Genomic DNA, 25654 nt, shown 5'->3' on the forward strand with positions numbered 1-25654 from the left:
TTGTTGCCGATTGCGCTGTTGACGTTGCCCCCAAGTTTTATCCAGTTTGACGGAGACTCTGGCGGTGGGTTTGGCCGATATGGCCGGGGCTATTGACGGGGTCTGACGCGGAGCTCGCGAGCGAGCGGAGCGGCAGATCCCGTTTCGGGTTCAAGGTGTCGGCATATTCGGTCGGGATCAGCCAACCGAGCCGGGAGTGTGGGCGGTTGAGGTTGTAGTCGTTCCTCCAGGCCTGAAGAGTTGCTCGGGCGTGCGAGAGCGACGGGAACAGCGTTTCGTTCAGCAGTTCGTCCCTCAGCCGACCATTGAAGCTCTCGATGAAGCCGTTTTGCATGGGCTTTCCCGGCGCAATGTAGTGCCAGTCGATCTGCATTCGATCAGCGAAGCCCAGGATGGCGTTCGAGGTGAACTCGGTCCCGTAGCACCTCGGGAAGAAGCGCTTGTTTGAGGTTATGGCCGCGCGCGCAGCCCCCAAATAGCGCAGCGGGTGGCCATAACCGGGTCTCAGGTCTCAACAGTGGTTTTGCACAAACCACACCGCTGAGGAGACCGCTATGACCGCCACCGATACTACCGCCTCGACCTTGTTGGTCGCCATCGACATTTCCAAGCACCGCCATGAGGTGCTGATCGGCGCGCCTGGCAAGAAGCGCCGCCGTCGATTGACGATCACAAACACACTCGACGACTTTCGGCGCTTGGCCGCCATCCTTATGGACTACGGTCTGCCTGTGAGGATCGGGTTCGAGGCGACCGGCAACTATCATCGACCGTTGGCGCATCATCTCGGCCAGGCCGGGTTCGATCTGAAGCTCGTGTCCTCTGTTGGCCTGGCTCGAACGCGTGAGGCCCTGCACAACAGCTGGGACAAGAACGATCCGAAGGACGCCCAGGTCATCCTGCGCATGCTGGAGATCGGCGCGGTGCAGTTCTTCCACGATCCGCTTGCGACCGGCGTTGCCGACATCCAGGAGTTGTCGAAGACCCATGAGATCGTCTCGCGTTCGAAGACCGAGCTCTGGCACCGCATTCTGACGCATTACCTGCCGCTCTACTTTCCCGAGGCCGAACGGTTTCATCGAAGCTCGCGAACCGACTGGTTCCTCGCCTTCCTCGAGAAGTATCCAACGCCCGGCATGATCACGGCCATGAGCAAGGAGGTCTTCGTCGCCGACGCCTGGCAGGTGGTCGGCCGCAAGGTGTCCAAAGAGCGCCTGCTCTCAGATATTTACTCAACGCGGTTGGCTCTGTGGGCCAGCCGGTTCACCCGGATTCCGACGCCGTGCGCATGTTCCGCCTCGTGTTGGCCGAAGGCCGAAGCCTGGTTCGCCAGCGCAACGAGATCGAGGCGCGGGCCGTCGAGCTTCTATCCGATCATCCCGATTACCAGCTTCTGACAACCATCCCCGGGATCGGCCCGATCAACGCCCTGACCATCCTGGCAGAGGCCGGGGATTTGCGCCGTTTTCGCCATCACCGCCAATTCCTGAAGTTCTGCGGCATGGACCTCGCCACCGTCCAGTCCAGCATGCTCCGCGGCCAGAGCCGGATCTCCAAATACGGCAATGCCCGACTCCGCCGAACCTTCTGGATGGCTGGGCAGGTTGCCGTGCTCAAACGCACGAACAGCTTCCGCGACAAGTTCGAACGCTACATCGCACGAGATCGACATAACGCCCATTTGCGCCGCAAGGCCTACACCGCCATCGCGGCCAAGATGGCGCGCACCGTACACGCTGTGGTCAAGCACGGCGAACCCTATCGCCCCTTCTTCGAGGGGGTGAGCCCAGGCGGAAGGACCCTTGTCTGATAAGAGCCGTGGAGGCAGTTCGCTGACCTCGTAGATAATGTTCAGGTCTTCCGCTTGGGAATTTGGATCTCGTCTTAAGGACGGTGAGGGCCGCAATCGTGCGTACCCTGTGTTTGCTATGGGAGAGACCGCTTCTTGACGGCGGAGACCGCTTGGGCAACCATATCAGGGCATCCGGGACACCGGATGCCCCATGACCTGCTGACCTAAGCAGCCAAATCTTCCCGATATAGGGCGTTGTCGCTGACCACCATCTTCGGCTTGCCGCGCCGTGCCAGGAGCGCTTCCAGTTCGCGGGCTACGCGAAGACCCGAGAGCGATGTGTCGGCGACCAAGGCCAGACACTCGCGGGTGCAGTCATCCACGATTGTCAGGACCCGGAAGCGCCGGCTGTCGGTCAACTGGTCCGAGACGAAGTCGAGCGACCATCTCTCGTTCGGGGCCATGGGGATCAGCATCGGCCGCCTTGTGCCCATTGCCCGTTTCCGGCCACCTCGTCGACGTACCGACAGCCTCTCTTCCCGGTAGATGCGGAACAGGCGCTTATGATTGACCACATGCCCTTCGCGGCGCAGCAGGACGTGTAGCCGTCGATAGCCGAACCGTCGCCGCTCATGGGCAATCGCCTTCATCCGCTCGCGCAGAACCACGTCGTCCGTTCTCCTGGTCTGATAGCGCATCGTCATGCGGCAACAGCCAAGGATCTTGCACGCCCGCCGCTCGCTCATTCCAAACGCGATCTGGAGATGTGCGACGGCCTCTCGCTCGACGGCGGGCGTCACCATTTTTTTGACAGAAGGTCTTTCAGCGCAGCGTTGTCGAGCATGCTGTCGGCAAGGAGCCTCTTCAGCTTGGCGTTCTCGTCTTCAAGCGTCTTCAGCCGCTTCGCCTCGCTGATGTCCATGCCGCCATACTTGGCTTTCCACTTGTAGATGCTGGCGTTGCTGACGCCGTGCTTGCGGCACAAATCCGCAACCGGAACACCGGCCTCGTGCTCCTTCAATATCCCTATGATCTGTTCTTCGGAAAATCGGTTGCGCTTCATCTCTGGTCCTTCGCGTGGGGCCAGAGCCTACTTCAACCTGGATTAATTCATTGGGGCAACGTCAGGCGGAGTCAGGCAACAGGGGAGTGAATAACATTTTTCTGACAAAAAATTTAGGTGGGTTAGGATTCACTTGGATCTTGAGCCGGAAAAGTCTCCGAAAAGAAGCTTTGCAACTTAATCACGGTATCATCCAAGAGTTGTTTATGCTCGGGAAGAACGGACGTCTGACCAGCATCAAGGGCTAACGCATTGCATTCCTCTATCGCTCCCCAAAGCTTAGAGTAGCTATCAATCCAATCCTTTTCAGGAAACATCAGAGCATATCTTTCGGCATCAATCTTGCCTGCCAATGCAGGAAGTGAAACCCTTCCTTGCTGGAAAGAGGAAAGCAGGTCGGAAAGGCACTGAATAACATCGGCATTGATTTTGTTGCCGTAAAATGGATGCGTCATTTTACAGTAACCACCCGACCAGAAGAGTTAACCACCACATTCACTCCGTTGATGTTGTCTATGTACTCAAACGTTCCCGCAGCGTTGCCCGGAATAATCTCTGCCATTTATGGTGGCGGGTTGATTAATAACCGGCTGTGTCGGACCATTGGTCGTCTGCGGTATCTGCCGTCCGGAGCCGTCTGGCTGAATACCATCTGGGCCGGTGTCATCAAAACCAGTCCGCCGTCCTACCGGTGTGGATGCATCAACTGCATCATCGACCGCGCCCCCGCCCCCTTTGCGACCTTCTCTCCAAACTTCTTACCGACGAATTTCCCGAGAACAACGGCCTTGCCAACAGGCACAAAGCCAACGCCGTGGATCACGACGCCAATCACGTCGCCATTTTTGACGGATTGGACCACGCCAACAACGTCACTAATGGGTGAGAGTTCATAACCAAGTTCGACAAGGCTTGCGATCTCGTGGGGATCGACCAACGGCGGATACTTGGCGAGTTCCATCCCCACAGCGAAGACATCGACGTCACCCGAAGAGGCGTAGCTTTCGACCGCATTCAGGATCGTCGTGGGGTTGTAGATAAGATTCCCGTTTGCCAGGGCGGCAAAACCCGCAGGATTAGCCCGGTAGGCCGCAACCAGGTCTTCTGCCGCTCCGGCCGGATCGACCTCGACGCACCTGATGATTTGCAGGAACGCCTGCTGTACACGCAACACCCCACCAGTGTTTATATCAAGCTGATCGCTGCGGGCGGCTCAGATGATGCAACGGATGAGCCTTGACCAAGAAGCACGACCGGGCTTCCACCATGGCGTGAGACCAAAGGCCGAACCTGTCGGGCGCGTAAAACAAAACATGAGCAGCTAAAAAAGATCCCCGATGGATGACAACACCCTGCGCGAAACCTCACCGTCTTCACCCAAGAGCTGCAACACACCCAGAAGAAACTCGGCGTTCTCAAAACAAACGCTGGCGCTATCGCCCCGCGTCAGACACAGCACACCACCGATATCCGCGACCTCTCCTCCGGTCCGCCACAACCCGCCGCAAACATGTCGCCAACAACAACGCCTTCATGGGCAACCTCACCCACAAGTTCGCAGGCGCTTTCGATGCCAATGTCGAACGAGACCGCGATCTTCGCGACACAACCAAAAACCTTCAGGCCCTCACCTCCCGCCTTGAAGAGCGCGATCAACAATCAAAATGGGACTTCGTCAAGCTGGACCGGCATGGCAATCGCCGCGCTGCTGGCAGGCGGAGGCGCGGTTTATTTCACAAAGCAAAAGCTGGATAACGCGAACTTCCAAGACGCAATCAACCTCATCCAGAACGATGACGACGCATACTGGTGCGGGGCGGCTCAAGCCTAAATAGTCCAAGATCGCGACGGAACACACTACTGCTCAGTCCAGATGCCGGGGTATCAGGTGCCTGAAGCAAATCGGGAATAAGGGGTTTACCTCTTTCGAGTAAAAGAAACTCCACTTCGCGGCCAAACGGAAAATTCCAACTCCTGAATCAACCCGCCATCTCCAAGGGTAATGGTAATTATCTGTCGGCTCTCATCCAGTCGGACACAAGATAGGCATTCATCAAATACGCGCACAACTTCTGCGCCACTCTTGGCCATCGATAGACCAAAAGTCCGATCAACACTTCCAATCCACATCTTGGAGATGTCACCCAACTCATCCTCGAACACATACTCTTCGGTGTGGGCCTGCTGGTCAAAATTCACGTCGCAGCCAAAAGCTGCGACAAAATCCTCAGAAGCTGGAACAACCAAATCTTCGCGGTGAATAGCGGCACGTGTCATAATTCTCTTACCGATAAGGAATAGTGGTAATGAAACGGCTTGTGCCGTCAGCCATCACTTCAAACGTTGTCTCCAACCGGACAAAACCGCCAGGCCCCGGAAGCAACGACTCTCTCACTGTGAAATTTTGAGTGACCCCATCGCGGGTCTCCGAAAAAGTCCGCACAATGCTAGACGAGTCAGAAGCCACATCATCAAAGTGGTTGGTTAGAATACGGCGTCCATCTGCCGTATCGTAGATGCCAATGTGCGACAATTCACTTTGGAGTTGTTGAGAGCGAGCTGTGTTATGCGGGTTCGATGTAACCCGGCCAAAGAGATAATTGAACTTCCCTTCGTCAATGATGAGTGTCTTATTTGCGGTCGTCCTTCCGAACAGGTTACCAACGCTGTCCCAAATCGTCACCCCCTTGGCTTTGAAGTAGTCAGCGGCCTCCTTCCAAACGCCCCATCCAGCAGCGGTGCGAAGCACCTTTACGCCATTGACGACAACAAACTTTCCAGCAATTGTCACGACCGAGCCGGCAGCCAAAGCCACATCGAAGATCCCATCAGCCGTCTCGACGCCGCCATACCTGATATCGACCCTGGCCACCCTCTCGCGCGCACGATCGACAAGCCGGTTCGCCTCACCAAGATCGTAATCTTTGATCTGTTGTTCGACCAAGATGGACAACTCAGTCGCCCCGACATCGTCAGCACACAGGAGGTATGAAAAATAGGCCTGCTCCAACTCCGCCACGATGGCCTTGTAACGTGTACCGTTCTCGAACGTTGGCTCCCCGAAGATTATTAGTTCAAGCGCCGCTGCATATTCCGGCTGCAGCCTGCGGATGTCTTCCTCCGCCTTGGCGACGAGATCTATTGCGGCTTGCTCGCCACCTGCCGTATCAACCGAGCCATTCCACATCACCTGAAAGTAGCAACCCGAACCGTAGGGGCCGCAATCAATCCGGATTGCCGGCTCCCCCTGTGAGAAGTCGATGTTGACGCCCTGCGCAACTGCAACCCGCACTGCCAGAGGCACACTGGCCGGCGAGCCGTAGAAATCGACGGCGCCGTTCCAGTTCTGCTGCATCGACACCAGAGACTGCACTTCCGGAGATCGCAGCGCCTCTCCCGCCTGATCGGTGGTAAAGCCACTGGCCAGAAGTCGGCGGAAGTAATCGACACTCTCCGGGCCCTGCGCGGCAATCGTGTCCGGGACAATGGCGTTCATCGCCCGCACATAGTCCGCGATCGCCTTGACGTTCTTGCTGAAGGCGGCAAGGTCTCGGACATTGAGAGCGCCGGAGAGTTTTGTGTGCGCATCCCTTGTGACCTCCTGCCAGCTGGCCGCATCCCGGTTCACGGATGCGATCAGCTGTTCGGCCACGGCCCTGTCGGCATCGCGAATGGTGACGCCGAGCATGCCCGCAGCATCAAGCGTCGTGCGCGTCTCGCCCTGCCTGTCCTTCTTTTCGTAGGAGAAGCCGACCGTATCGACCGCGCCGCCCTTACCCCCGATGGAGCCGCCGACACTGCCGTAACGGCCCATGTCGTGATTGTCGGAGACTGTGAGCGTCCCGGTCTCAAGCAGAATGTCGCCGTCCGTCGCCTGAAGCAGCGCACCCTGGAGAAGGGTATCCTCCCCAACGACCAAATCCAGGCTGTCGCGGGCAATGACGGAGGACCCGGACGACCAGCTTTTCGCGCCGTCCTCCTTCGAGCCGGAAATCGAAAATGCGGAGGGATTGAGCCCGACGCTCAGACCAAAGGAAAAGCCGTCGCGCCACCCTTGAGCCTGGGGCGAGAGAACCGCCAGGTTGCGATCAACATCGAGGGACACAGTCTTGCCGGAAACATTGCCCCCGGCAATGGTTGTGTCCCGCCCCGAGGTCAGCCGGACATCGCCGCCCGCTGCGACCCCCGCATTGGTCAGAACTTCGTCATAACCTTTCGACTTGCCGACATTGACGCCGAGCGAACCCGGTGACAGCGACATACCAAAGGAGGAGGACTTGTCCCTCGCATAATCGACCAGCGCCGCCATCAGGATATCGCGCTCGGCTTCGACCGTGACATCCCCGCCCGCGATCAGCTTCGTCCCCTGGTCGAGAACAGCGTCGAGGCCGGCCCGCATGACCACATCGCCACCAGCCACAAGTTCCGAAGCCATGCTTTCCGACCAGCCCTGCTCCTTCTTCCACGAAGAAATGGTGAGCCCGACCGTCGAGAGCACAGAGCCGGGCGTGATGCCGCCATCGGTCCCGCGGAACTTGCCGAGGGGGTCAAATTCGCCTGAAAGCGCCCCATTTAGTGCAGCATTTGACCAAGTCGTGTCTGCCCCGCCAGCCGCTCGTGCAGCCCCGCCGAACACCGACGCGCCACCCGTCACGGTGTTGACCGCCGCCAGTCCGGCCGCCAGACCACTGTCGGCATGGGCGAGCCTGGCCAGTGACTGGGTCAACGGGTTGAGATCTGCAAGACCGGTCAAGACATCGTCAGTCGAGCCACGGTTCAACGCCGCGTCCACCGCGCCGGAGCCGGGAAACGACAGGCCTATATAGAAGCCCTTTTCCGTGAACCAGCGCGCATCCTGCGCTGCAGACAGGCGGATGTCCTCGTCCGCCAGCAGCATCAGGTCGGAGGCCGCAGCGATCTTCACGCCGACGCCGTCGATGGCCCCGCCGGCTGACAGCGTGATGTCATCGCCCGAAAGACGCGTGCCGCGCGTGTCGATTTCGTTCCAGCCCCGCTTGACGCTGCCCCAGCCGAGGCCCTGGAAGCCCCACGCCCTGTAGCTGTTGACCACTTCGGCCGAGACCGTGCCCATGTCGATGTCGCCACTCGCCTTGACAGCGAGAGCGCCATAGGCCGAGACCATCGCACCGTTGAAGATCGCGTCGGACGCTGCCGCGCCCTCCCTGCGGCAGAGATCACCGCCGTCGCACAGCGAATAACCGGCGAGGATCTTCATATCGCCAAGGAGTGTTTCAGCAGCCGCTTCCTGCGTGGTGATGGCATGCTCGACCACCTTGAGGCCTGACAGGAAGCCACGCTGCCGGTAGTCCTTCAGAAGGTAAGTGTCCTGCAGGGTCTCGAAAGTGACCTCGCCGGCAGCAGCCAGAAGCATGTCGTTGACGGCGCCGATCGAGCCGCCACGATTGGTCAGGTCACCGCCCACGATGACAGTGAGATCCGCACCGGAAGCGATCTGTGCGACATTCCAGTCGGTTCGCGTCGTGCCACAGGCCTTGCCGATGCAGCCGTCCATGAAGTCGACGGCGCGCTTGACCTTCATGGTCTCGTTGACAAGGTTCCCCCCGATGCGCAGATCCATCGCACCCGCCGTCGAGATGGCCCCGCCCCGGTTGATCAGATCGCCATCCGTCGTCATCAACAGCCTGCCGGCCGAGATGAGGCCAGTGTCGCCCCGGCCGAAGGCGCCTGACGAGGCCCCGTCGGCGCGGAACTGCGTGCCGTGGTCAGCCACCCGCTCATTGAGGAGGTCGCGCACGGTGACCGCGGCAAGATCCTTCGCGACAATCGCCCCCTTGTTGGTCAGACGCCCATCGAGTTTGATGACGAGCTCATTTCCGGCAACAAGCCCGGCTCCACGTCCGCCGCGCAACAGATCGTCTGCAGGGGGAAGATAAAGAACCGGAACAAGGACGCTGGCGCCATCGACGATACGGGTCTCGTGCCAGACAAGCGGTTCGGTGAGTGTAGCGCGTTGCGCTTCTGTCAGCCCCACGCCGTAGCGCGAACCCGTCGCGTCGGCGAACGCCTGGGCATTTTTGTAAAGCTGCTGTCGCGCTTCCTCATCGCCAAGACCGTCGAGGGTCATGGAACGACCGGAAGCCCGTCGCATTGCATCCGCAAAAGCCGCCGCCTCCGCCACGGGATCAGCAAAGAAGCGAATCCCCGAACCTGCAATGTTCGCGTCGCGCAGCAGACTGGCGGCCTCAAGCGAACCTGTATAGGCCTCAAGCCGACCGAAATCGCTCGGATCTGGGCTCCAGGAAGGCAGAGCGTCGATGGGGCCAAAATCGAGGACCGGAACGTACACGTCATCGAGCACGAAGTCGCCGCCAGCACCGTTATTCAGCCTGCCCCCTTCGATCGCGACAAGATTGCCGGCCAGCGTGCTGCGGTTCGTCGTCGTGTCAATCTTCAGCAGAAGGTCACCGCCCGACTTGATCAACGACCCCACCGAGACTGTCGATTTTCCGACAAGCGTCTTCCTGTGATTGCCGTAGGGCGCGCTGTTGATATCGACACGGCGATTGCCGATCATGATCACGCTTGGAACATTGTCCGGATCAACGCCGAGCGCCTCAAGATCGAGGAGGCTTGCGATATCCGCATTTTCGATAATCTCGATCTGGCCGCTGGAAATGACACCCGCCTGGTATTTCCCTTTGCCTGCATAGGTAACCGTGACAGGAGATTTGCCGCTGGATATGACGACCATGCGCTGGCCGCCCCTCGCGAGAGCGTCGAGCCCCGCACTCTTGAACACGTCTGCGCTGTACGGACTCACCAGCCAGTCAGGGTGGCCCCCTACGGGAGCGTGAAACGCGCCGCTGCCGTTATCCATGAAGCGGCGGCCGCCGCCCCATTCATGCCGATAATGATCGACCGTGTAGGTAAGCGCATCATTGAGCGTACGATCCATCTTGATGGACAGATCGCCAGCCGCAAGGATACGCCCATCCAGGTTCTCAAGGCTGCGGCCCTCAATGCGCATGTTCCCGCCAGCACGCACCATTCCGGGAAGGTTCAGCCGGATGGTCCCGGAATATTCATCGCGGGCGGCGCGCATGGTGCCCCAGTATCGGGCTGGCCCACTTGTTCGCTCGGTGGCGTAGAGAATGTTCAAATCACCGAGTTCATTGACATCCTGCGTTCCGCCATCGGTTCCGGCAAGCGCACTGTTGACCAAATCCGTCGCACTGATGTGCAGGTCGCCCGTTGTCTCGATCGCGCCGGAGGTGTTGGTCAGCGTCCCGGATGTGCGCAGTATCAATGGTCCAAGCGCCTGAATACGGCCAAGCACGTTATCCAAGCGTGCGCTTGCTTCGATATTGAGTCCACCGCCCGACACGATCTTCGTGTTGGCGCCGGTGTTTTCAAGTACATCGGCCTTTAGTTCGAACTGACCTTCGGATTGTATGAGACCACTGTTTGCAACAAGGTCCGCCGCAATCAACCGCAGCGTTCCGGCGGATATGATCTTGCCGAGATTGCTAAGATCTCCATTGAGATCCAGCCTCATCCCGGAGCCTCCCGCAATCGTCCCGCCATCGGTTCCGGCAAGCGCGCTGTTGACCAAATCCGTCGCACTGATGTGCAGGTCGCCCGTTGTCTCGATCACGCCGGAGGTGTTGGTCAGCGTCCCGGATGTCCGCAGTATCGATGGTCCAAGCGCCAGAATACGGCCAAGCACGTTATCGAGGCGTGCGCTCGCTTCGATATTGAGTCCACCGCCCGACGCGATCTTCGTGTTGGCGCCGGTGTTTTCAAGCACATCGGCCTTTAGTTCGAACTGACCTTCGGATTGTATGAGACCACTGTTTGCAACAAGGTCCGCCGCAATCAACCGCAGCGTTCCGGCGGATATGATCTTGCCGAGATTGCTAAGATCTCCGTTGAGATCCAGCCTCATCCCGGAGCCTCCCGCAATCGTCCCGCCATCGGTTCCGGCAAGCGCGCTGTTGACCAAATCCGTCGCACTGATGTGCAGGTCGCCCGTTGTCTCGATCACGCCGGAGGTGTTGGTCAGCGTCCCGGATGTCCGCAGTATCGATGGTCCAAGCGCCAGAATACGGCCAAGCACGTTATCCAGGCGTGCGCTCGCTTCGATATTGAGTCCACCGCCCGACACGATCTTCGTGTTGGCGCCGGTGTTTTCAAGCACATCGGCCTTTAGTTCGAACTGACCGTCGGATTGTATGAGACCACTGTTTGCAACAAGGTCCGCCGCAATCAACCGCAGCGTTCCGGCGGATATGATCTTGCCGAGATTGCTAAGATCTCCGTTGAGATCCAGCCTCATCCCGGAGCCTCCCGCAATGACCCCCGTCGCCGTATTGGTGAGATTATCCGCGTTGACGGCCAGACTGTCGCGCCCACGCAGAATGCCGTTGTTGATGACGGAGCCGTTGGTGACGACATCGATATCCGCCCGGTCGATCGCCCCACCTCCGCTGACGACAAGATTCTTGAAAGCCAGATCGAGCTGCCGGTAATCGAGATCGCTGACCGTTGTGCCAATTGTAAGTGTGTCGGAGGCGGCAGCGTTGAGAGTAGTGGTATCGAACAGCACGTTCGATCCGAGCGCCACATCCGTGCCGACAATCTCCGCCTTCAACGGCGCAATCAGCCAGGAATTGACGAGATCGGCGGTTCGTCCAGCAAGCTGGATTTGCGGCGACTGAAGCGTGGCGTCGGCAACAGAGAGGAGACCGGATGCCTCAAGACCCACGGCCTCACTGGAAGCGGCCAGACCGCTGAAACGCGCGTCACCTCCTGCCTTCGCCGTCAGTGCGCCACCTGCCTTGAGCATAGCAGCCGACTGAAGGTCGCGAACGGTTATGATCGAAAGTTCTTCACCGGTCGACACCCCGGAGGATGCGAGCAGTGAGGCGTCCTCGGCCGCAATCGCAATATTTCCACTTGCTGCAAGGTCACGGTTGATCGAAAGGCGGCGGGCTGCCGTCAAAGCGATGCCACCTGTTGCCTGTGCGGAGACGATCTTCAACGCGCCTTGCGAGGCAACCGACACATCCCCCGCCACGCTGGAAGAGCCTGTAGCCTGCAGATTGCCCGAAAGCACCACGCCCATATCGACATCAGTCGACAGCGCCATGATGGAACCAGCCGAAATCGTCCCCGCCGATGTGGATACGATGGCGTCGGCTCCTGACACGGGGCCGACACCAGAGAGCGCGGAGATCTGACCCGTGGCGTCATCGTAACGTGTTGCACCGGCGATGATGCGCAGCGTCTCACGCGCCTTCACCACGCCGTCGATCAACACCGTTCGACCAATAAGGTTCACATCGCCAAGCGGCTGGTCGGCAGGAGCACTGACACCACCGCCCGCAATTGTCACATCACCTGATCGGGTCTGCCATGAGATCGTTCCGGCATTCGCGTCCACATCTGGAACCCCGGATGAAAGCGTGACATTACCGGTGTTGATGAAACCGCAGCCAATACAGCCCACTCCGTTCGGATTGGCTACAATGACATCCGCTTTCGTTCCGAAAACCTCTGTCATCCCGTTCAGCAACGAGCGGTTCGTGCCCGTCACTTCGTTGAGAATGATCCGCGCGGATCGCCCTCCTGTGAGATTGGGATTGGCTGCCACCGCGCCGCCCAGTACGGATGTCCCGCCCGCACCTGAATTGTTGAGGATCAATCCGCGTGTATCGATGTTGTATTCACGGAACTTGTTGTGGCTGATCCCGCCCTGACCGGGTTTCACGATATCGACTGTCGGCGTTCCGTTCCCCGAGGACGTCACGCGCGGCTGGAATTCGATTGGCGCTGTCGGGTCCGTAATTGTCTGCGCAAAGGCCGGTGTGAACGACGTCGCGAGCGTCGAGAACAGAACGCCCGCCGCTGTCGCCGAAGATATTGATCTTGTGAGCAAGCGCGTTCGCGTGGCGCGGACTACGGCCGTCCGCAGCGCTGAGCCGTTCTGCATATTGTCTGTCCCATGGATTTAATCTGGAAAGGCCTGCCTAGCCCCTACTGCGCACCTGGACGGGTCACCGGCTTCCAGTTCCTCGCCCGCGACTGCGCATCAGCAATTTGCGCCGGCTTCATCGCCCCGGTGACTCGCATGAGCGCATCACGCGCGGCGGGATGTCCGCGCTCGCTGGCAAGATTGTAATAAAGGTGGGCGCGCACCGGGTCTGGCGCAGCGCCTTCGCCACGCTCCAACATCTCACCGAGATTGAACAGCGAAACGGGGTTACCAAACGATGCGCCACGCTCGAAGAGCTTGAGCGCCCGCTTCGGGTCGGCTGCGGTTCCTGTCCCCGAGCGGATCAGCGCTGCCAGCATATTGAGCGCTCCGACATGTCCGGCAGCCTCGGCTTTCGCAAAATAGTCATAAGCGGCTTTGGGATCCCGTTCGCGCCCTGTCCCTTCAAGTGCAAGGCCGGCGCAGTTAAAAGCGCCTTCCGCATTGCCTTGATCAGCCGCCTTGCAAACGAGTTCCGCCCCCGCTGCATAATCCTGCCGTACGCTCTCGGCGCGAAGATACATCAGGCCGAGCCTGTTCATCGCCGCTGCGGAGCCTTGGTCGGCCAAGACGATGTAAAGAGCGCGCGCTTTTTCGAGGTCGACCTCAAATCCCACGCCAAGCTCGATCATGCGCGCCAGATGGAAGCCGGCCTCGCTGTCTCCGTTGTCAAATCCTGCAGCGAACTTCCTGGCTGCTGCGGAATAGTCCTTACTTGCGAGCAGTTCCTTTCCGTCGGTCAGTTCGTTCGCCTGTGCGACGATCGTCGATGCAGAGCCGAGGAACAAAGTGCATAGCGCCGCGCGTAGCGTTTTCCAGAAGGCGTTTCTCATCATCAAAATACTTTCATGCGTAGTGTTACGAACAGTTCCCCGGGCGCATCTCCTTCCTGCCGGCTTCCCGGCTCGCTGAGGAGGCGAAGCGCATAACCTGCGTCGAATGAAAGCGATGGCCCGCCATAGCGGACGCCTATGCCGGCACCGATCCGGTATCCATTGGCGTCGTTGGCAATGTCATGACCAAAGCCAGCATCGAGAAACGTGTATGGATTGATGTGCGACAGGACCGCCGACACCGGGTCAACCGTTTGCGCATTGTCGGCATTTTCACCGCTTGACCCAGTCAGCGAGATTGGCAGGGCAAAGGCCACCTCATTGCGCCATATCAACCCGCTATCCGCCTTGAGGCTGCCATTGGAGAAACCCCGCACCGATGCGCGCGAGCCAATCGTCAATTGATCATCGGAATAAAGAGGATCGGCAGACCACTGCCCCGACAAAGAAGACGAAAAGGAAGCCTTTCCCGGCATGACGTAGGAACCCGAAAACGAGCCCTCCAGCTTGGCGAACTGGCTGTGCGGGGTTTGTCGACCGAGGTCGTCGGGATCAATGCGGGCATGGAAGGTCGGAACGCCCACGGTTGAGGCGATGCGTGCGGACAGGGCCCCATGCTCGAAAAAGCGGCTGTAGGTGAGACCAGCCTGGAGAGCCGAGACCCGTTGATCCGTCAGCCCGATACCGTTGATGTAGCGGTTCTGCTCACGATGCGTAAACGTCATGTCGGCGGCAAGGCGCTGTTTGCGCGAGGCGTGGACGATGTAATCCGCGCCCAGACCAACGTTCCATGTCGCGGTGAACAGCTCGGAGAGCGGGCCAAGATCAGCAGTGTTCTCCGACCAGTCTCCCCGCGCACGCAGTGTTGCGCGGCCCAAGGGGACGGAAACGTCTCCGGCAAGCTCATTTGTGTCGATGCCCGACTTGAGTGTCAGGCCCCAACTGTCGTTGATGCCAACAAGATTGTCCTTCTGTACGGTCACCCCGAAGCGCAGCTTGTCGACACCTTCGATCGATTCCGTATCGTAACCAGCGTAAAGTCGGAACGCGTCCTCAATACGGTTGGTGATTTGAACATGCGAAGTCGCCGGGCGTCCGCCCGGTGTCAGGTCCGCCTTGGCCTTGCTGGAGGGCACCCGGTTAAGGCTGTCCAGCGTGTCCTGTAGTTGATCGACATGGACGACGTCATCTGCCTTGGTCGTTCGAGCAAGAGCAATGCGTACCGATGCCGGCAGCAGAGTCAGCGCGTCCAGATCATCGTCGAGGCCATCCCACCAGGCGGCCATGCGTTCGGTGAACTCGTTTAGTGAATGAGAGCCGACAAGCTCAGCTCCCAGCGACGTCATTCGGGGGAACGGCCCACGATACGGTTTGCGCTCCTCCCTGTAGATAATCTTGTCGATGCGGCCAGCAACGACACGCACCACCAATTTCTGGCTCTTTGCAATATCCTGCTCGGGGAGGAAGGCCTGCGTCGTAACGTATCCTCTGTCGACGTAGACCGCGCTTAACGCCTTCAAAAGCGCTCCGACACTCTCGTTACCCTGGCAGGAACTGGCAAAGGGACGCGCAGCAGCCTCCAAAGCAGCCTGATCGACGAGATCATGTTGCCCCTCAATCCGAATTGCATCAACGGCAAAGCAGGGAGCATCCTCGCTACGAGAGTTATCATCCGCCGTTGGGATCATCAGAGGTGCAGGTTCTTCGTCCCGAAGCGAATGACCTGTCGCCTCGGCTGTTCCGGCCGCCAGCGTGCCCGCGATGGACAGTCCCGCCAGCGCAGCGCCGCAAATGATGGATGGCCTTGGGAGAAGGCAGAGGTGGCCCCACATCCTACTCTCCCACCAATTGGCTGAAGTGCCCGACCGGACGCTTTGCGGTCGTAAGCCCGGTGAGCGGTGCTCGCACAAGTGCGACCCCGCCCGGGACCGTGACGCCATTGCGCGCTTCCAGGACGCCGGCATCAACAATGACGGGTTTGAAGGCTTCAATGGCAATGGAACCGAGCGGCGCGGTCATAACACCCCCGACATCCAGCTCTCCCATCCAGATGCTGGAGCCGCCCCAGAAATTGTAAAGACCGGGCGACCGCCGATAGATGCTCGCGACCCGTGTCCCTTCAATCGTCACTTCAGGTGCCTGAAGATGCAGATCACCGTAAGACGTGACCTGCCCGGCGTTGGAGATCGCATCCCTGGCTTTTAGAACGACGTCTGAATGGCCGTTGATTGCACCGCCAAGCAGAGCGATGTCCGAGCGGCCGGAGCCGATGCAGGAGAGCCCGCACGTCTGGATGAAGGACAGGGAACCGGTAGCAGGCGAACGATTTTCGATCGCGACAGCCTCGATGCTGACGCTCCCGCCAAACCCGGCTGCGTCGCCATTCGCATTGATGGAGCCACCGATATTGACGACATTTCCCGTGGCTGTGAGCGTTACGTCGGAGCCGACGATGTAGGCCTGCTGACCCGCGATCCGCTCATGGCCATAATCAAGGGACGCGTATGTAGTGACCAGACGCTTTTGCCAGAGCGAATACCAGATCCGCTTTCCGACATCTTCTCTGTAAGTCCACTCGCCCGCGGGTGATGCTCCCTCGACGATATCAACCGTGTTCGTGATATCGCCTCCCGCATCGATCCGCGTTTTACCGTTCGCCAACAGCCTGCCGGTGTTGTTCGTGATGGAACCGCTCGCATGGACGTCGAGGTTTTCAGCCGAGGCGAAAACGATGGCGAGCTGATCGGCATGTTCGCTCAAAAGGCGGATATCTCCGGCCGCTTCGAGTGTGACACCGCCCTTCGATAGAACATTATCTGCATCCCGTGTCGCACCCGATATCAAGACACCGGTGTTCGCTATGTCGCCAGACGCTGCCACAAGAGTGAGCGCACCGCTTACTGCCTCCACCGTGGCCTGAGATTTGCGCACATTCGAACGCGCCTCTATTTCAGCCCCCTTGATGGTGACATGACGCGCTGCCTTAATATTTGAGGCAATGGCAACCTTGCCACTTGCGTCGATGACAAAATCACCGCTGGCGGCCAGTCCGGAACCTGCATGGGTGACACCCGCACCGTTGTCGGTTGCCAGGATGCGTACTGTGTTGGCCTTCAGTGATCCTCGCTCGGTGATTTCGATCGCCCTGCTGTTCGCCGCCGTGGCGGGAACGACGCTCAACTCACCCCAGCTTTCGAGGTCCGCATTCGCAAGCACAGCACTGTCGTATTCAACACGGCTGCTTCCGGCATGCAGCCGGATCTCTGATCGCACACTGTTCGACGTGGTCTCTACGGGGCCGTCTATCCTGATCTCGCTGGCAAGCAATTGGAGGCTCGCCATTGCACCTGACAGCCCTGCTCCCGTGACATCGATGCGTCCGGAAGCCGTTTCCAGAACGACATTGTCCATGCTGACGCCCGGCGCTTTATGGGTCGTGATGGATACGCTGCCGGTCGAAAGCGCCACCCCGCCTGTATTGATGAACACGCCTCCATCGACAACGATGCCGTTCGGATTGGCCAGAATGACGTGAGCGGGAGCGCCAAGCACCTCCAGTGCGCCGTTCAGATTGGAGATCCTCGAAGACGTCACTTCGTTGAGGATCGTGCGGGCAATGGCGCTGCGATTGTCGAGGTTAACACCGGCTGCCGGAACCGAGAATTCCGTATAGGTGTTGTGGCTGATCCCTGACGGGCTGGATGGCGCGATCGAGACAGTTGAAACGCCCGCCGCATCAGTGGAAACACTCGTTGCCGTACCCCCATCGGGAACAACCTGCGCCACCGCATCCGGCATTGGCGCAACCAAGGCAACACCAGCAAAGAGCGCCACGCACAGTTTTGGTCGACCTGATACAATGGGGCTCATCGCGACTGCTCCGCTGCCCGCTCTGCCTTGCGGCCAATACCGAACGGGCAGTTGACTTGCATTACAGCAGGACCGCCGGCGACCCACACAAAGTCAAACTCATCCGTCTCCCGCATTGCCTTGGCATCCACGGCAGAAAACGCGCCAATAACAACAATCTTTCCGGGTTTCGCATCAGCCTGCTGCATCAATGCGTGGAACAGCGATCTGTCCTTACGGACGTGGCCACGGCCGGCGTGGACAAGAACGGCAGGATCGGTCTTTGATCGGGCTGCCAAACGCGTATGTAGTGCGATCGCCCGCTCAGCCATGGACAGGTCTCGCATGATCTGCTGCTCGCCGAGCCGGGCCGCTTCCTTGCTGTCGATAAGTTCGCAATACGCGCGTTTCATCGCGCTCGCCCAGGAAGCACGGACTGCGGTCAGATGCCCTCCCAGCCAAGGCTCGGGCGAGGACACGCTTCCCTCACCGGCGTCCCCCCCTTTGATATCGATCCTCAATGAGAACGCCCTGTCAAAGAGGGCAAGCCAATGTTCGAACGCCGGCCAGCCGCGCTTCCACCATTGGAGTACCACTCCAAGCCCGGCAGCATTTTCCGGATTTTCCCTACGATAACGATCAACCACCGGCTGATCGTCTACAGACAGAATCTCCACCACCAGACCCGCAGGCCGGCCGCCTTCTGCCAGCATGGACAGCAGGCAAGCTGACGCTCGCGCATGCTCCGGCACGCCATGCACTTCGCCGAACAAAACAACTCCGGCGTCCCGCACCCGCTCTGCCAGGACGTCAAATGTCAGTGTTTCTCCGGTCTCGGTCGATACAACCACCCCAGGACAGTCGGCATATGCGCCCGGATATCCATCGGCCGGCGTTCCAGACGCAGACCACAGTCCAAGAGCTAGAGAGAAAAGTCGCGCGCTCGAGCCAATCTGCATTCCCAATGACCAGCCCGACATCATTGCGCACCCGCCCTGTCGTCTGAGCGGCCGCCCTGGCTGAGTTCTTCAAGACGCTTCAAGCCTGCCGTGATCCCCTTAAGCGACACGGTAACCGGTATTTTTTTCGAGCGTCCATCCTGCAGAGAAGCGACGAGCTTCGCACCTCTCTTCAAGGAAACCAGAAGCGCCTCATTGAGGGCGAACCCGGCGTGACATCCCCTGATATTACAGGTTTCGAATGCTGCGCGCTGGGTCTTCCCCCGATCAATCGTCAACTCGACGCCGCCCGGAAGGTAAACGTTCAGCGGCGCGGACACGATCGCAATCGGCTCACTTTTCTGCAGGACGATGTTGAACAGAAATGCAACATCCCGACCTCCATTAATCGCCTGGGCCTGCTGAAGCCGGCAGGCGCTCGCACCCGTCGCATCCACCTCCCGCACCACATTTACCTGTGCGGATGACCTCGCGCATACAATCTCCCAATCATCGAAACGCTCAGCATGTACAGGCGGCAGGATCTGCGTATTATTTTCGCCTATCTGCTCCGCCCGAGCGGACACACCAGACAGCAAGAGCAAGCCGATGACCGCCACTGCGAAACGCATGTTTCGATTGGAGTTAGCCGGCACCATCCGAGAACAGGGCGCGTTTTGGATCAGGACTACACAGACATAAGCACGGCAATATTCTGCCCACACCCAGAGCCGACGCGCTGTATGCATGATAGAAAATCCAATTATTATAAATAATATAAATCAATTAAATTATTTATATTATAATTTTCATTATATAAATTCGAGAAACCTAATTCATCACTATGTATCAGGCTTTCAAAAAATACAGAATACCCTTGTCTAGAATTTTAAATTCACAAATGAAAATGTAATCAAAAATAAAATATGTTTATTATCTCTAACTTTATATTCAGTAGAAAAAATCTGTAACATTGGGGCAAATGAAATATTACGGATGGTTTCGTTCAATATTTTACAGACCCTAAAACCATCTGGGAAGATCCCATCGAACTTGCGACCGCATTACAGCGTGCCGCGAGAGATTTTGGCGTTCCGGATTTAGATAACAAAACTGGGCTAGCAAGATAGAAAGCCTCAGCCTGCGGTAAACTCCATACGCTGGCATGATGGTCTTGGCCATCTGGCGATGAATGTCGATGGTGACCTGTCTGGAGGCCGGAATGGGGAAGCACGCCTGCGCATCGCTGGAAGGCAGTGAGGCCGATACAAGGGGAGTTTCCATTGCAGCGCCGCAGCGTTTTTACGTTGCCGCTGATAGGGATTGAAAGCCTGGTTCCATTGGCGCAAACTCTCGCCCAATGGGCCAAGTGACCCGCTGATCGAAAGGCTGCCCAGGGCTGGACTGACGCCCAAGACAAAGGGGCCGGAGGGAAGCACTATTCGCCCCCCGGCAGCTCTCACGGCAGACGCCGCTCCCGCGCCCTACCCCCGCAAAATTCCCGTATCAACGCCGACCCGCCGATAGGCCGCGCCGGCGACGAAGCCGCCATCGATGAGAAAATCCTCGCCTGTCACGAACCGCGAGGCGTCCGAGGCGAGATAGAGCACGAGCTGCGCAACCTCCTCCGCCTCACCGGAGCGCCCCGCAGGGGTCAGGTCGATCATCGGGCGCAGATGCGGTGACTCGCGGTTCAGTCCCGTCACGATCAGGCCGGGGCAGACCGTATTCACGCGAATGCCATCTGCGGAAAACTCGTTCGCCGCCGACCGTGTCAGGCCGCGAAGCCCCCATTTGCTGGCCGTGTAGGCCGGATCCGCATGGCCGGAGAATGCGGAATTGGAGGAGATGTTGATGATGCTGCCGCCGCCGCCCTCCACCATCAGGGGAGCTGCGGCGCGGATGCCGAGAAAGGCGCCCGTCAGGTTCACATCAAGAAGCCTGCGCCAGGCTTCGGGCTCCGTCGACGCGATCAGCGTGCGATTGATGATCCCCGCATTGTTGACGAGGATATCGAGCCTGCCAGCCCAGTCGTGCATTGCCGCGACCGTATTTCCCCAGGCTTCCGCATCGGTCACGTCCAGCTGACGAAAGCACGCGCGCTCGCCGAGCTCTGCCGCCAGCGCCGTTCCTTCATCCACGAGCACATCGCAGATCATGACCTGCGCGCCGCACTCGGCCAGAAGGCGCGCTTCCGCCTCCCCCTGACCGCGCGCGCCCCCGGTGACGATTGCCGCCTTGCCGGAGAGATCCGTCATCTGCGCCCGCCATTCGGCAGCCGTGCTCACGCCTGCACCATCGTCTGACGCTGCTCACCGAGACCGGAAATGCCAAGCCGCACGACCTGCCCTTCCCTCAGGAAGGTTGGCGGCTTCATGCCAAGGCCGACGCCGGGCGGCGTGCCCGACGAAATGACATCGCCCGGCTCCAGCGTCATGAACTGGGAGAGATAGCTGACGAGTTCCGCCACACCGAAAATCATCGTGCTGGTGTTGCCGGTCTGCCGTCGCTCGTCATCGACATCCAGCCACATGTCGAGATTCTGCACATCGGCAATCTCGTCCCGCGTCACAAGCCAGGGGCCAATCGGGCCAAACGTGTCGTGGCTCTTGCCCTTCGTCCACTGCCCGCCTCGCTCCGACTGGAAACGGCGCTCGGACAGGTCATTGATGAGACAGAAACCGGCGACATGATCCATCGCCTCGGCTTCGGAGATGTATTTCGCCCGCGAGCCGATCACCACGCCCATCTCGACTTCCCAGTCGGTGCGGTCCGAGCCACGCGGAATTTCGACATCGTCATTGGGTCCGCAGATCGCGGAGACGGCCTTGGCAAAGACAACGGGTTCGCTCGGAGGCTCCTTGCCCGTCTCGCGCGCGTGGTCGGCGAAGTTCAGTCCGATGCAGAGAAACTTGCCGACCCGACCGACGCAGGGGCCAATCCGTGGCGAACCCTCGACCGCTGGAAGGGAAGCGATATCCAGCGCAGCAATCGCCGCGAGCCCTGCGGGAGAAAGAGCATCGCCGGCAATGTCGGGAACATGGCGCGACAGGTCACGGATCTGACCCTCCGCATCGACCAGACCGGGCTTTTCCTGCCCTTTCGGCCCATAGCGCAGCAACTTCATCTGTGTTTCTCCTCCTTGAATGGGTCGGGCTTGGATGGATCGGGCATTTCGTCGGCGATCACGCTGATCGACGAACTCAGCCCCGATAGACGGGAACGCGGCGCGGACGCGCTGCCGCGGTTGGTGCGGTTGCGGCAAATTTGCTGGCGCGCAGAATGCCGTGCTCGATTTCGGACGCGATGTGGCGGATCTCCTGTGCCAGCGCATCACGCTCGAGACTGTTGAAATGTTCGATGGACAGGACGAAGACGACGCTTCCCAGAACGCGCTCTTCACCGTCGCGGATCGGCGCGGCTATTCCCACGAGACCGTCGACCACCTCGCCCTGTGTAATGGTCACGCCTGCACTGCGGATTTCCGCCATGCGCGCGAGGAACGCTTCCAGCGTTTCGCCGAGGCCACTTTCGCGAATGCGCTCGGCGTTCCACGAATGGATGCTCTTCAGCTGCGAAGGCGAGAGATTGGCCAGAATGACCTTCGCCATCGCACCCTTGAAAATCGGCATGGAACGGCCGGGCTTGTAGATCTCCGGGATGCTGTGGTCGGGCCATGCATTGTCCGCGCAGAGCACCTTGTCGCCATAATAGCTGCACAGCATGATGTTCATGCCCATGCAATCGGCATAGTAGCGGATCAGATAGCGCGCCGCGCGCAGGAGCGGATCGTTCTCCCGCTTCAGCATTTCCAGCTCGATCACGCGCGAACCGATCACGTAGCTGCCGCCGCTCGCGGGCGTCAGCAGGCCCGACCGCGTCAGCGCCTGCAGATACCGATAGGCGCTTGCACGGGACGAACCCGACAGTTCCGCCGCCTGGGCGACATCGATCATCAGATTGTCTTCGTTGAACCCGTTCAGAACGGACAGCATCTTGTCGAGGCTGTTCATCTTGCCTTCGGTTTCGTCTTCCAACGGAGCCATGACGTGTCCCTAATTTCCAGAAATGAAGTTCGCCGGTACCATAACGATATCGGGGAACAGGATAAGCAGAACAAGCACGGCAATCTGCGCCAGGATAAACGGTCCCACGCCCTGAATGACCCGTGCGAGCGGTATCCGGGCCACGCCGGCCACGACGTTGAGCACGCTGCCGACCGGCGGGGTCAAAAGACCGACGGCCGCCGCGATCATGAAGATCACTGCAAAATAGACCGGATCGATCCCTGCCGCCTTGATGGTTGGCATCAGGACCGGGACGAGGATCAGGATGATCGGCACCATGTCCATTGCACAGCCAATCACCACGACCAGCCCCACCACTGCCGCCATCAGAAGAATGGGATTGTCGGCAAAGGGCGCAACCAGCGCCGAAATCTGCGCGGTCAGGCCGGCAATCGTGATCATCCAGCTGGAAACCAGAGCGGCAGCCACGAGGAACATGACCATGGAAGTGGTCTTGGCCGCGCCAAGAAACACGTCGAAGAGCTGGGCGACGCTCAGTTCCCGATAGATCACCATCGAGACAAACAGCGCGTAGACGGCAGCGATCACACCGGCCTCGGTCGGCGTGAAGACGCCAAAGCGCAGACCGACGAGAATGATCACGGGCAGCATCAGCGCCCAGATGCCCGACCACGCTTCTTTCATGACAACCGAGAATGGCACGCGTTCACGCGTCACCGTCTCTTCACGCCGCGACACCAGGAACCAGGTGGCCGTCAGCGCAAGCGCCATGACGAGGCCGGGCACGATGCCGGCGATGAAGATGCGCGTGATCGAGATATTGCCCACCACGCCAATCAGGATAAAGCCAATGGACGGCGGAATGACGAGGGCGGAAATGCCCGCCGATGCGATAAGCCCCGCCGAGCGCCCCTGATCGTGCCCCGCCTTCACCATCATCGGCACGAGGATGGCAGCAAGCGCTGCGGCGTCGGCTGCCGCAGAACCCGAAAGACTTGCAAGGATCAGGGCCGCAAGGATGGCCACATAACCAAGCCCGCCGCGCACATGGCCAACGGCTGCAACCGAGAGATTGACGATCCGGCGCGACAGGCCGCCCGCATTCATCACTTCACCGGCGAGCATGAAGAAGGGAACCGCCATGAGCGGAAAGCTGTCCGCGCCGTTCAAAAGGTTCTGCGCGATCACCTGGGCGTCGAAGAAACCCAGATACCACATCAGCGCGATACCGGTCATGATCAGCGCATAGGCGATGGGCATGCCGATCGCCATGCTGCCGAGCAGGCTGACGAGAAAGACACCAAGCGTCATCTCACTTCACCCCGCTCTGCTGGAGAGCCTGCAGCTCTTCATCGAAGGTCACGACACGGTCGAGCCTGCCGACAACGATCAGATAGAGCCGCCAGACCAGAATGGCGCCGGTCGACACGCCAAAGATCAGCCCGACGCCCACGAGGAACGAGATCGGCAATCCGGTCGCCGGCGCATAGGTGTGCATGTTGAGAAGAAACTGCGTGTAGCTGCCGGAGATGATCAGCCATGTGGCAAAGATCATCAGCACATGGGCAAGGCCGAGGCAGATCCTGCGGAGCGGGCGCGGCAGGCTGTTGACCACGAATTCCAGCCCCAGATGGCCATTTTCCCGGAGAACGACAATCGCCCCCAGAAACACCATCCAGACGAAGAGCCAGCGCGAGAACTCCTCGGACTCCGTAATGCCCGAGTTGAAGGCGTAGCGCAGCACCACATTGCCGAAAACCAGCAGAACCATGCCCGCAAGGCAAACCACAATCAGTATTTTCAGCAGTCTGAAATAGGCTTCGATCACCTTGGACATTGGTCCTCCCCCTCCAGGATCATGAATGTCACGCGCGCCCCTCTTTCCGGGGGCGCTGCGCTTGGTCGCTTATGCGGGACGACGATAGCCTTCCAGATCGCTGTCGGGAACGTCTGGCAGGTTGACCACGATATTGTCCGGCGTCCGGCAGGTCAGCCAGACCAGCTCCTCGGTCGTGCTCATGTTCACTTCCACATGCGGCATGTGCGGCGGCACGAACACGAAGTCGCCGGGCATCATGTCCACATAGTCGCGGTAACCCTCGCCGAAATAGATGCGGCCGTGGCCGGAGAGAACGTAGCCGCCCGTCTCTGCTTCGCCATGATGATGCGGCGGCGAGCGAAAGCCCGGTTCGTTGGAAACCTGGCCAAACCAGATCTTCGTTGCCGGCGTGTGCTGCGGGCTGACCCCCGAGCGGCGAACGCAATCGCCGGACTGGCCGGTCTTGTCGCTCAGCTCATTGGCGCGGGTAACGACGGGGACGACGGGTCCACTCATCACAATCTCCTGTTGGATTGATGTTGAAGTCGGTGAGACGGCAATCGCCGCCTCAGTTCATGTGCATGCCGCCATTCACATCGACGGCAGAGCCGGTCATGTAGGACGACAGGTCGGATGCGAGGAAAAGGCAGGTGTTCGCCACATCCTGCGGCGCTCCAAAGCGACCGATCGGGATCTGCGGCAGAACCCGCGCCGTCTGCACATCATCATAGAAATCACGCGTCATGCTCGACATGATGACGCCGGGGTTCACCGCATTGATACGAATGCCGTCCGGAGAGATTTCGCGCGCGACCGACTTCACAAGCGACAGCACGGCTCCCTTGGAGGCGGCATAGTGAGCGCCGCCCATCAGGCCACCGCCACGCTGGCCGGCAATGGATGCGATGCAGATGATCGATGCGCCGCTTTCCATCATTCCCAGCGCGCCCTGGGTCATCATCACCGTGCCGCGCAGATTGATGTCCATGATGGCGTCGTAATCGGCAGCGGTGATTTCGGTGAATTTGCGCGGCTGGGTGATCCCGGCATTGTTCACCAGAACATCGAGGCGGCCGAAACGCTCGCGCGTCACATCGAAAACTCGCCGGCAGGCTGCCTCGTCACGCAGGTCTGCCGCAACACCGACAGCCCGTTCGCCGAGCGCCTTTACGGCCTGTTCGACGGCTCGCTCGTCACGGTCCACGACCACGACGGATGCACCCTCGGCCACAAAGGTCTGCGCAACGGAAAACCCGATGCCTTCAGGGTTGCCAGCGCCCGTGACCAGCGCAATCTTGTCTTTCAAAAGCAATGACT

At 59.5% G+C, this 25654-nt stretch carries 17 protein-coding genes and 3 pseudogenes; 2 read left to right on the top strand and 18 right to left on the bottom strand.

Annotated features, from left to right (window positions below; translation table 11 throughout):
- Nucleotides 1-37: 37 nt before the first annotated feature.
- Nucleotides 38-418, bottom strand: a pseudogene (locus AC4PTT_RS15935) (integrase core domain-containing protein); the annotation flags it as partial.
- Nucleotides 419-554: 136 nt separating this feature from the next.
- Here AC4PTT_RS15935 and AC4PTT_RS15940 point away from each other — a divergent pair.
- Nucleotides 555-1810, top strand: a pseudogene (locus tag AC4PTT_RS15940) (IS110 family RNA-guided transposase).
- A 236-nt stretch (nt 1811-2046) separates the two neighbouring features.
- Here the strand turns inward: AC4PTT_RS15940 and AC4PTT_RS15945 are convergent.
- From AC4PTT_RS15945 to AC4PTT_RS15955, 3 genes and pseudogenes are all read right to left on the bottom strand, one after another.
- Nucleotides 2047-2855: pseudogene (locus AC4PTT_RS15945) on the bottom strand (IS3 family transposase); the annotation flags it as partial.
- Nucleotides 2856-2977: 122 nt separating this feature from the next.
- Complete coding sequence (locus AC4PTT_RS15950; RefSeq protein ID WP_492161629.1) at nt 2978-3310, bottom strand: hypothetical protein; 333 nt, start codon at nt 3308-3310, stop codon at nt 2978-2980.
- A gap of 230 nt (nt 3311-3540) precedes the next feature.
- Nucleotides 3541-4026 (bottom strand): hypothetical protein, encoded by a 486-nt coding sequence (locus AC4PTT_RS15955; protein WP_492161630.1) that lies wholly within the window; start codon nt 4024-4026, stop codon nt 3541-3543.
- Between the two features lie 405 nt (nt 4027-4431).
- Here AC4PTT_RS15955 and AC4PTT_RS15960 point away from each other — a divergent pair, with 405 nt between their 5' ends.
- A complete protein-coding gene (locus AC4PTT_RS15960) occupies nt 4432-4686 on the top strand; it encodes a hypothetical protein (protein WP_297558295.1) in 255 nt (84 codons plus the stop codon).
- Nucleotides 4687-4772: 86 nt separating this feature from the next.
- On the opposite strand, the gene AC4PTT_RS15965 is transcribed toward AC4PTT_RS15960, so the two are convergent.
- The 14 genes from AC4PTT_RS15965 to AC4PTT_RS16030 all read right to left on the bottom strand — a co-directional run bounded on the left by AC4PTT_RS15965 (nt 4773) and on the right by AC4PTT_RS16030 (nt 25643).
- A complete protein-coding gene (locus AC4PTT_RS15965) occupies nt 4773-5132 on the bottom strand; it encodes a hypothetical protein (RefSeq protein WP_297558298.1) in 360 nt (119 codons plus the stop codon).
- A 7-nt stretch (nt 5133-5139) separates the two neighbouring features.
- Nucleotides 5140-12828 (bottom strand): two-partner secretion domain-containing protein, encoded by a 7689-nt coding sequence (locus tag AC4PTT_RS15970; protein WP_492161631.1) that lies wholly within the window; start codon nt 12826-12828, stop codon nt 5140-5142.
- 44 nt (nt 12829-12872) lie between these two features.
- Nucleotides 12873-13706, bottom strand: a complete 834-nt coding sequence (locus AC4PTT_RS15975; protein WP_432516000.1) for a tetratricopeptide repeat protein — start codon at nt 13704-13706, stop codon at nt 12873-12875.
- A complete protein-coding gene (locus AC4PTT_RS15980; RefSeq protein WP_492161632.1) occupies nt 13706-15535 on the bottom strand; it encodes a ShlB/FhaC/HecB family hemolysin secretion/activation protein in 1830 nt (609 codons plus the stop codon). The genes AC4PTT_RS15975 and AC4PTT_RS15980 overlap by 1 nt, the downstream gene beginning before the upstream one ends.
- Before the next feature lies 1 nt (nt 15536).
- The gene (locus tag AC4PTT_RS15985) at nt 15537-17573 is read right to left on the bottom strand and encodes a filamentous hemagglutinin N-terminal domain-containing protein (protein ID WP_492161633.1); all 2037 of its coding nucleotides are present in this window, start codon (nt 17571-17573) and stop codon (nt 15537-15539) included.
- Nucleotides 17570-18535, bottom strand: coding sequence for a ChaN family lipoprotein (locus AC4PTT_RS15990; RefSeq protein ID WP_492161634.1), 966 nt, complete (start codon nt 18533-18535; stop codon nt 17570-17572). The genes AC4PTT_RS15985 and AC4PTT_RS15990 overlap by 4 nt, the downstream gene beginning before the upstream one ends.
- The gene (locus tag AC4PTT_RS15995; protein ID WP_492161635.1) at nt 18532-19239 is read right to left on the bottom strand and encodes an invasion associated locus B family protein; all 708 of its coding nucleotides are present in this window, start codon (nt 19237-19239) and stop codon (nt 18532-18534) included. Before AC4PTT_RS15995 ends, AC4PTT_RS15990 begins: the two co-directional genes overlap by 4 nt.
- Before the next feature lie 735 nt (nt 19240-19974).
- On the bottom strand, nt 19975-20778 hold the full coding sequence (locus AC4PTT_RS16000) for an SDR family NAD(P)-dependent oxidoreductase (protein WP_492161636.1): 804 nt from the start codon (nt 20776-20778) through the stop codon (nt 19975-19977).
- Nucleotides 20775-21617 (bottom strand): fumarylacetoacetate hydrolase family protein, encoded by an 843-nt coding sequence (locus tag AC4PTT_RS16005; protein WP_492161637.1) that lies wholly within the window; start codon nt 21615-21617, stop codon nt 20775-20777. Before AC4PTT_RS16005 ends, AC4PTT_RS16000 begins: the two co-directional genes overlap by 4 nt.
- Before the next feature lie 76 nt (nt 21618-21693).
- Nucleotides 21694-22536: an IclR family transcriptional regulator gene (locus AC4PTT_RS16010; RefSeq protein WP_113154387.1), complete on the bottom strand. Its 843-nt coding sequence runs from the start codon at nt 22534-22536 to the stop codon at nt 21694-21696.
- Between the two features lie 9 nt (nt 22537-22545).
- The gene (locus AC4PTT_RS16015) at nt 22546-23829 is read right to left on the bottom strand and encodes a TRAP transporter large permease (RefSeq protein ID WP_113154386.1); all 1284 of its coding nucleotides are present in this window, start codon (nt 23827-23829) and stop codon (nt 22546-22548) included.
- A gap of 1 nt (nt 23830) precedes the next feature.
- Nucleotides 23831-24355, bottom strand: a complete 525-nt coding sequence (locus tag AC4PTT_RS16020) for a TRAP transporter small permease (RefSeq protein WP_206544764.1) — start codon at nt 24353-24355, stop codon at nt 23831-23833.
- A gap of 69 nt (nt 24356-24424) precedes the next feature.
- Nucleotides 24425-24853 carry a cupin domain-containing protein gene (locus AC4PTT_RS16025; protein WP_113154384.1) on the bottom strand — a complete coding sequence of 143 codons (429 nt, stop codon included), beginning with the start codon at nt 24851-24853 and terminating at the stop codon, nt 24425-24427.
- A 52-nt stretch (nt 24854-24905) separates the two neighbouring features.
- Nucleotides 24906-25643, bottom strand: a complete 738-nt coding sequence (locus tag AC4PTT_RS16030) for an SDR family NAD(P)-dependent oxidoreductase (RefSeq protein ID WP_492161638.1) — start codon at nt 25641-25643, stop codon at nt 24906-24908.
- Between the last annotated feature and the right edge of the window lie 11 nt (nt 25644-25654).

It is taken from the genome of Nitratireductor sp. WH36-1, assembly GCF_058725515.1.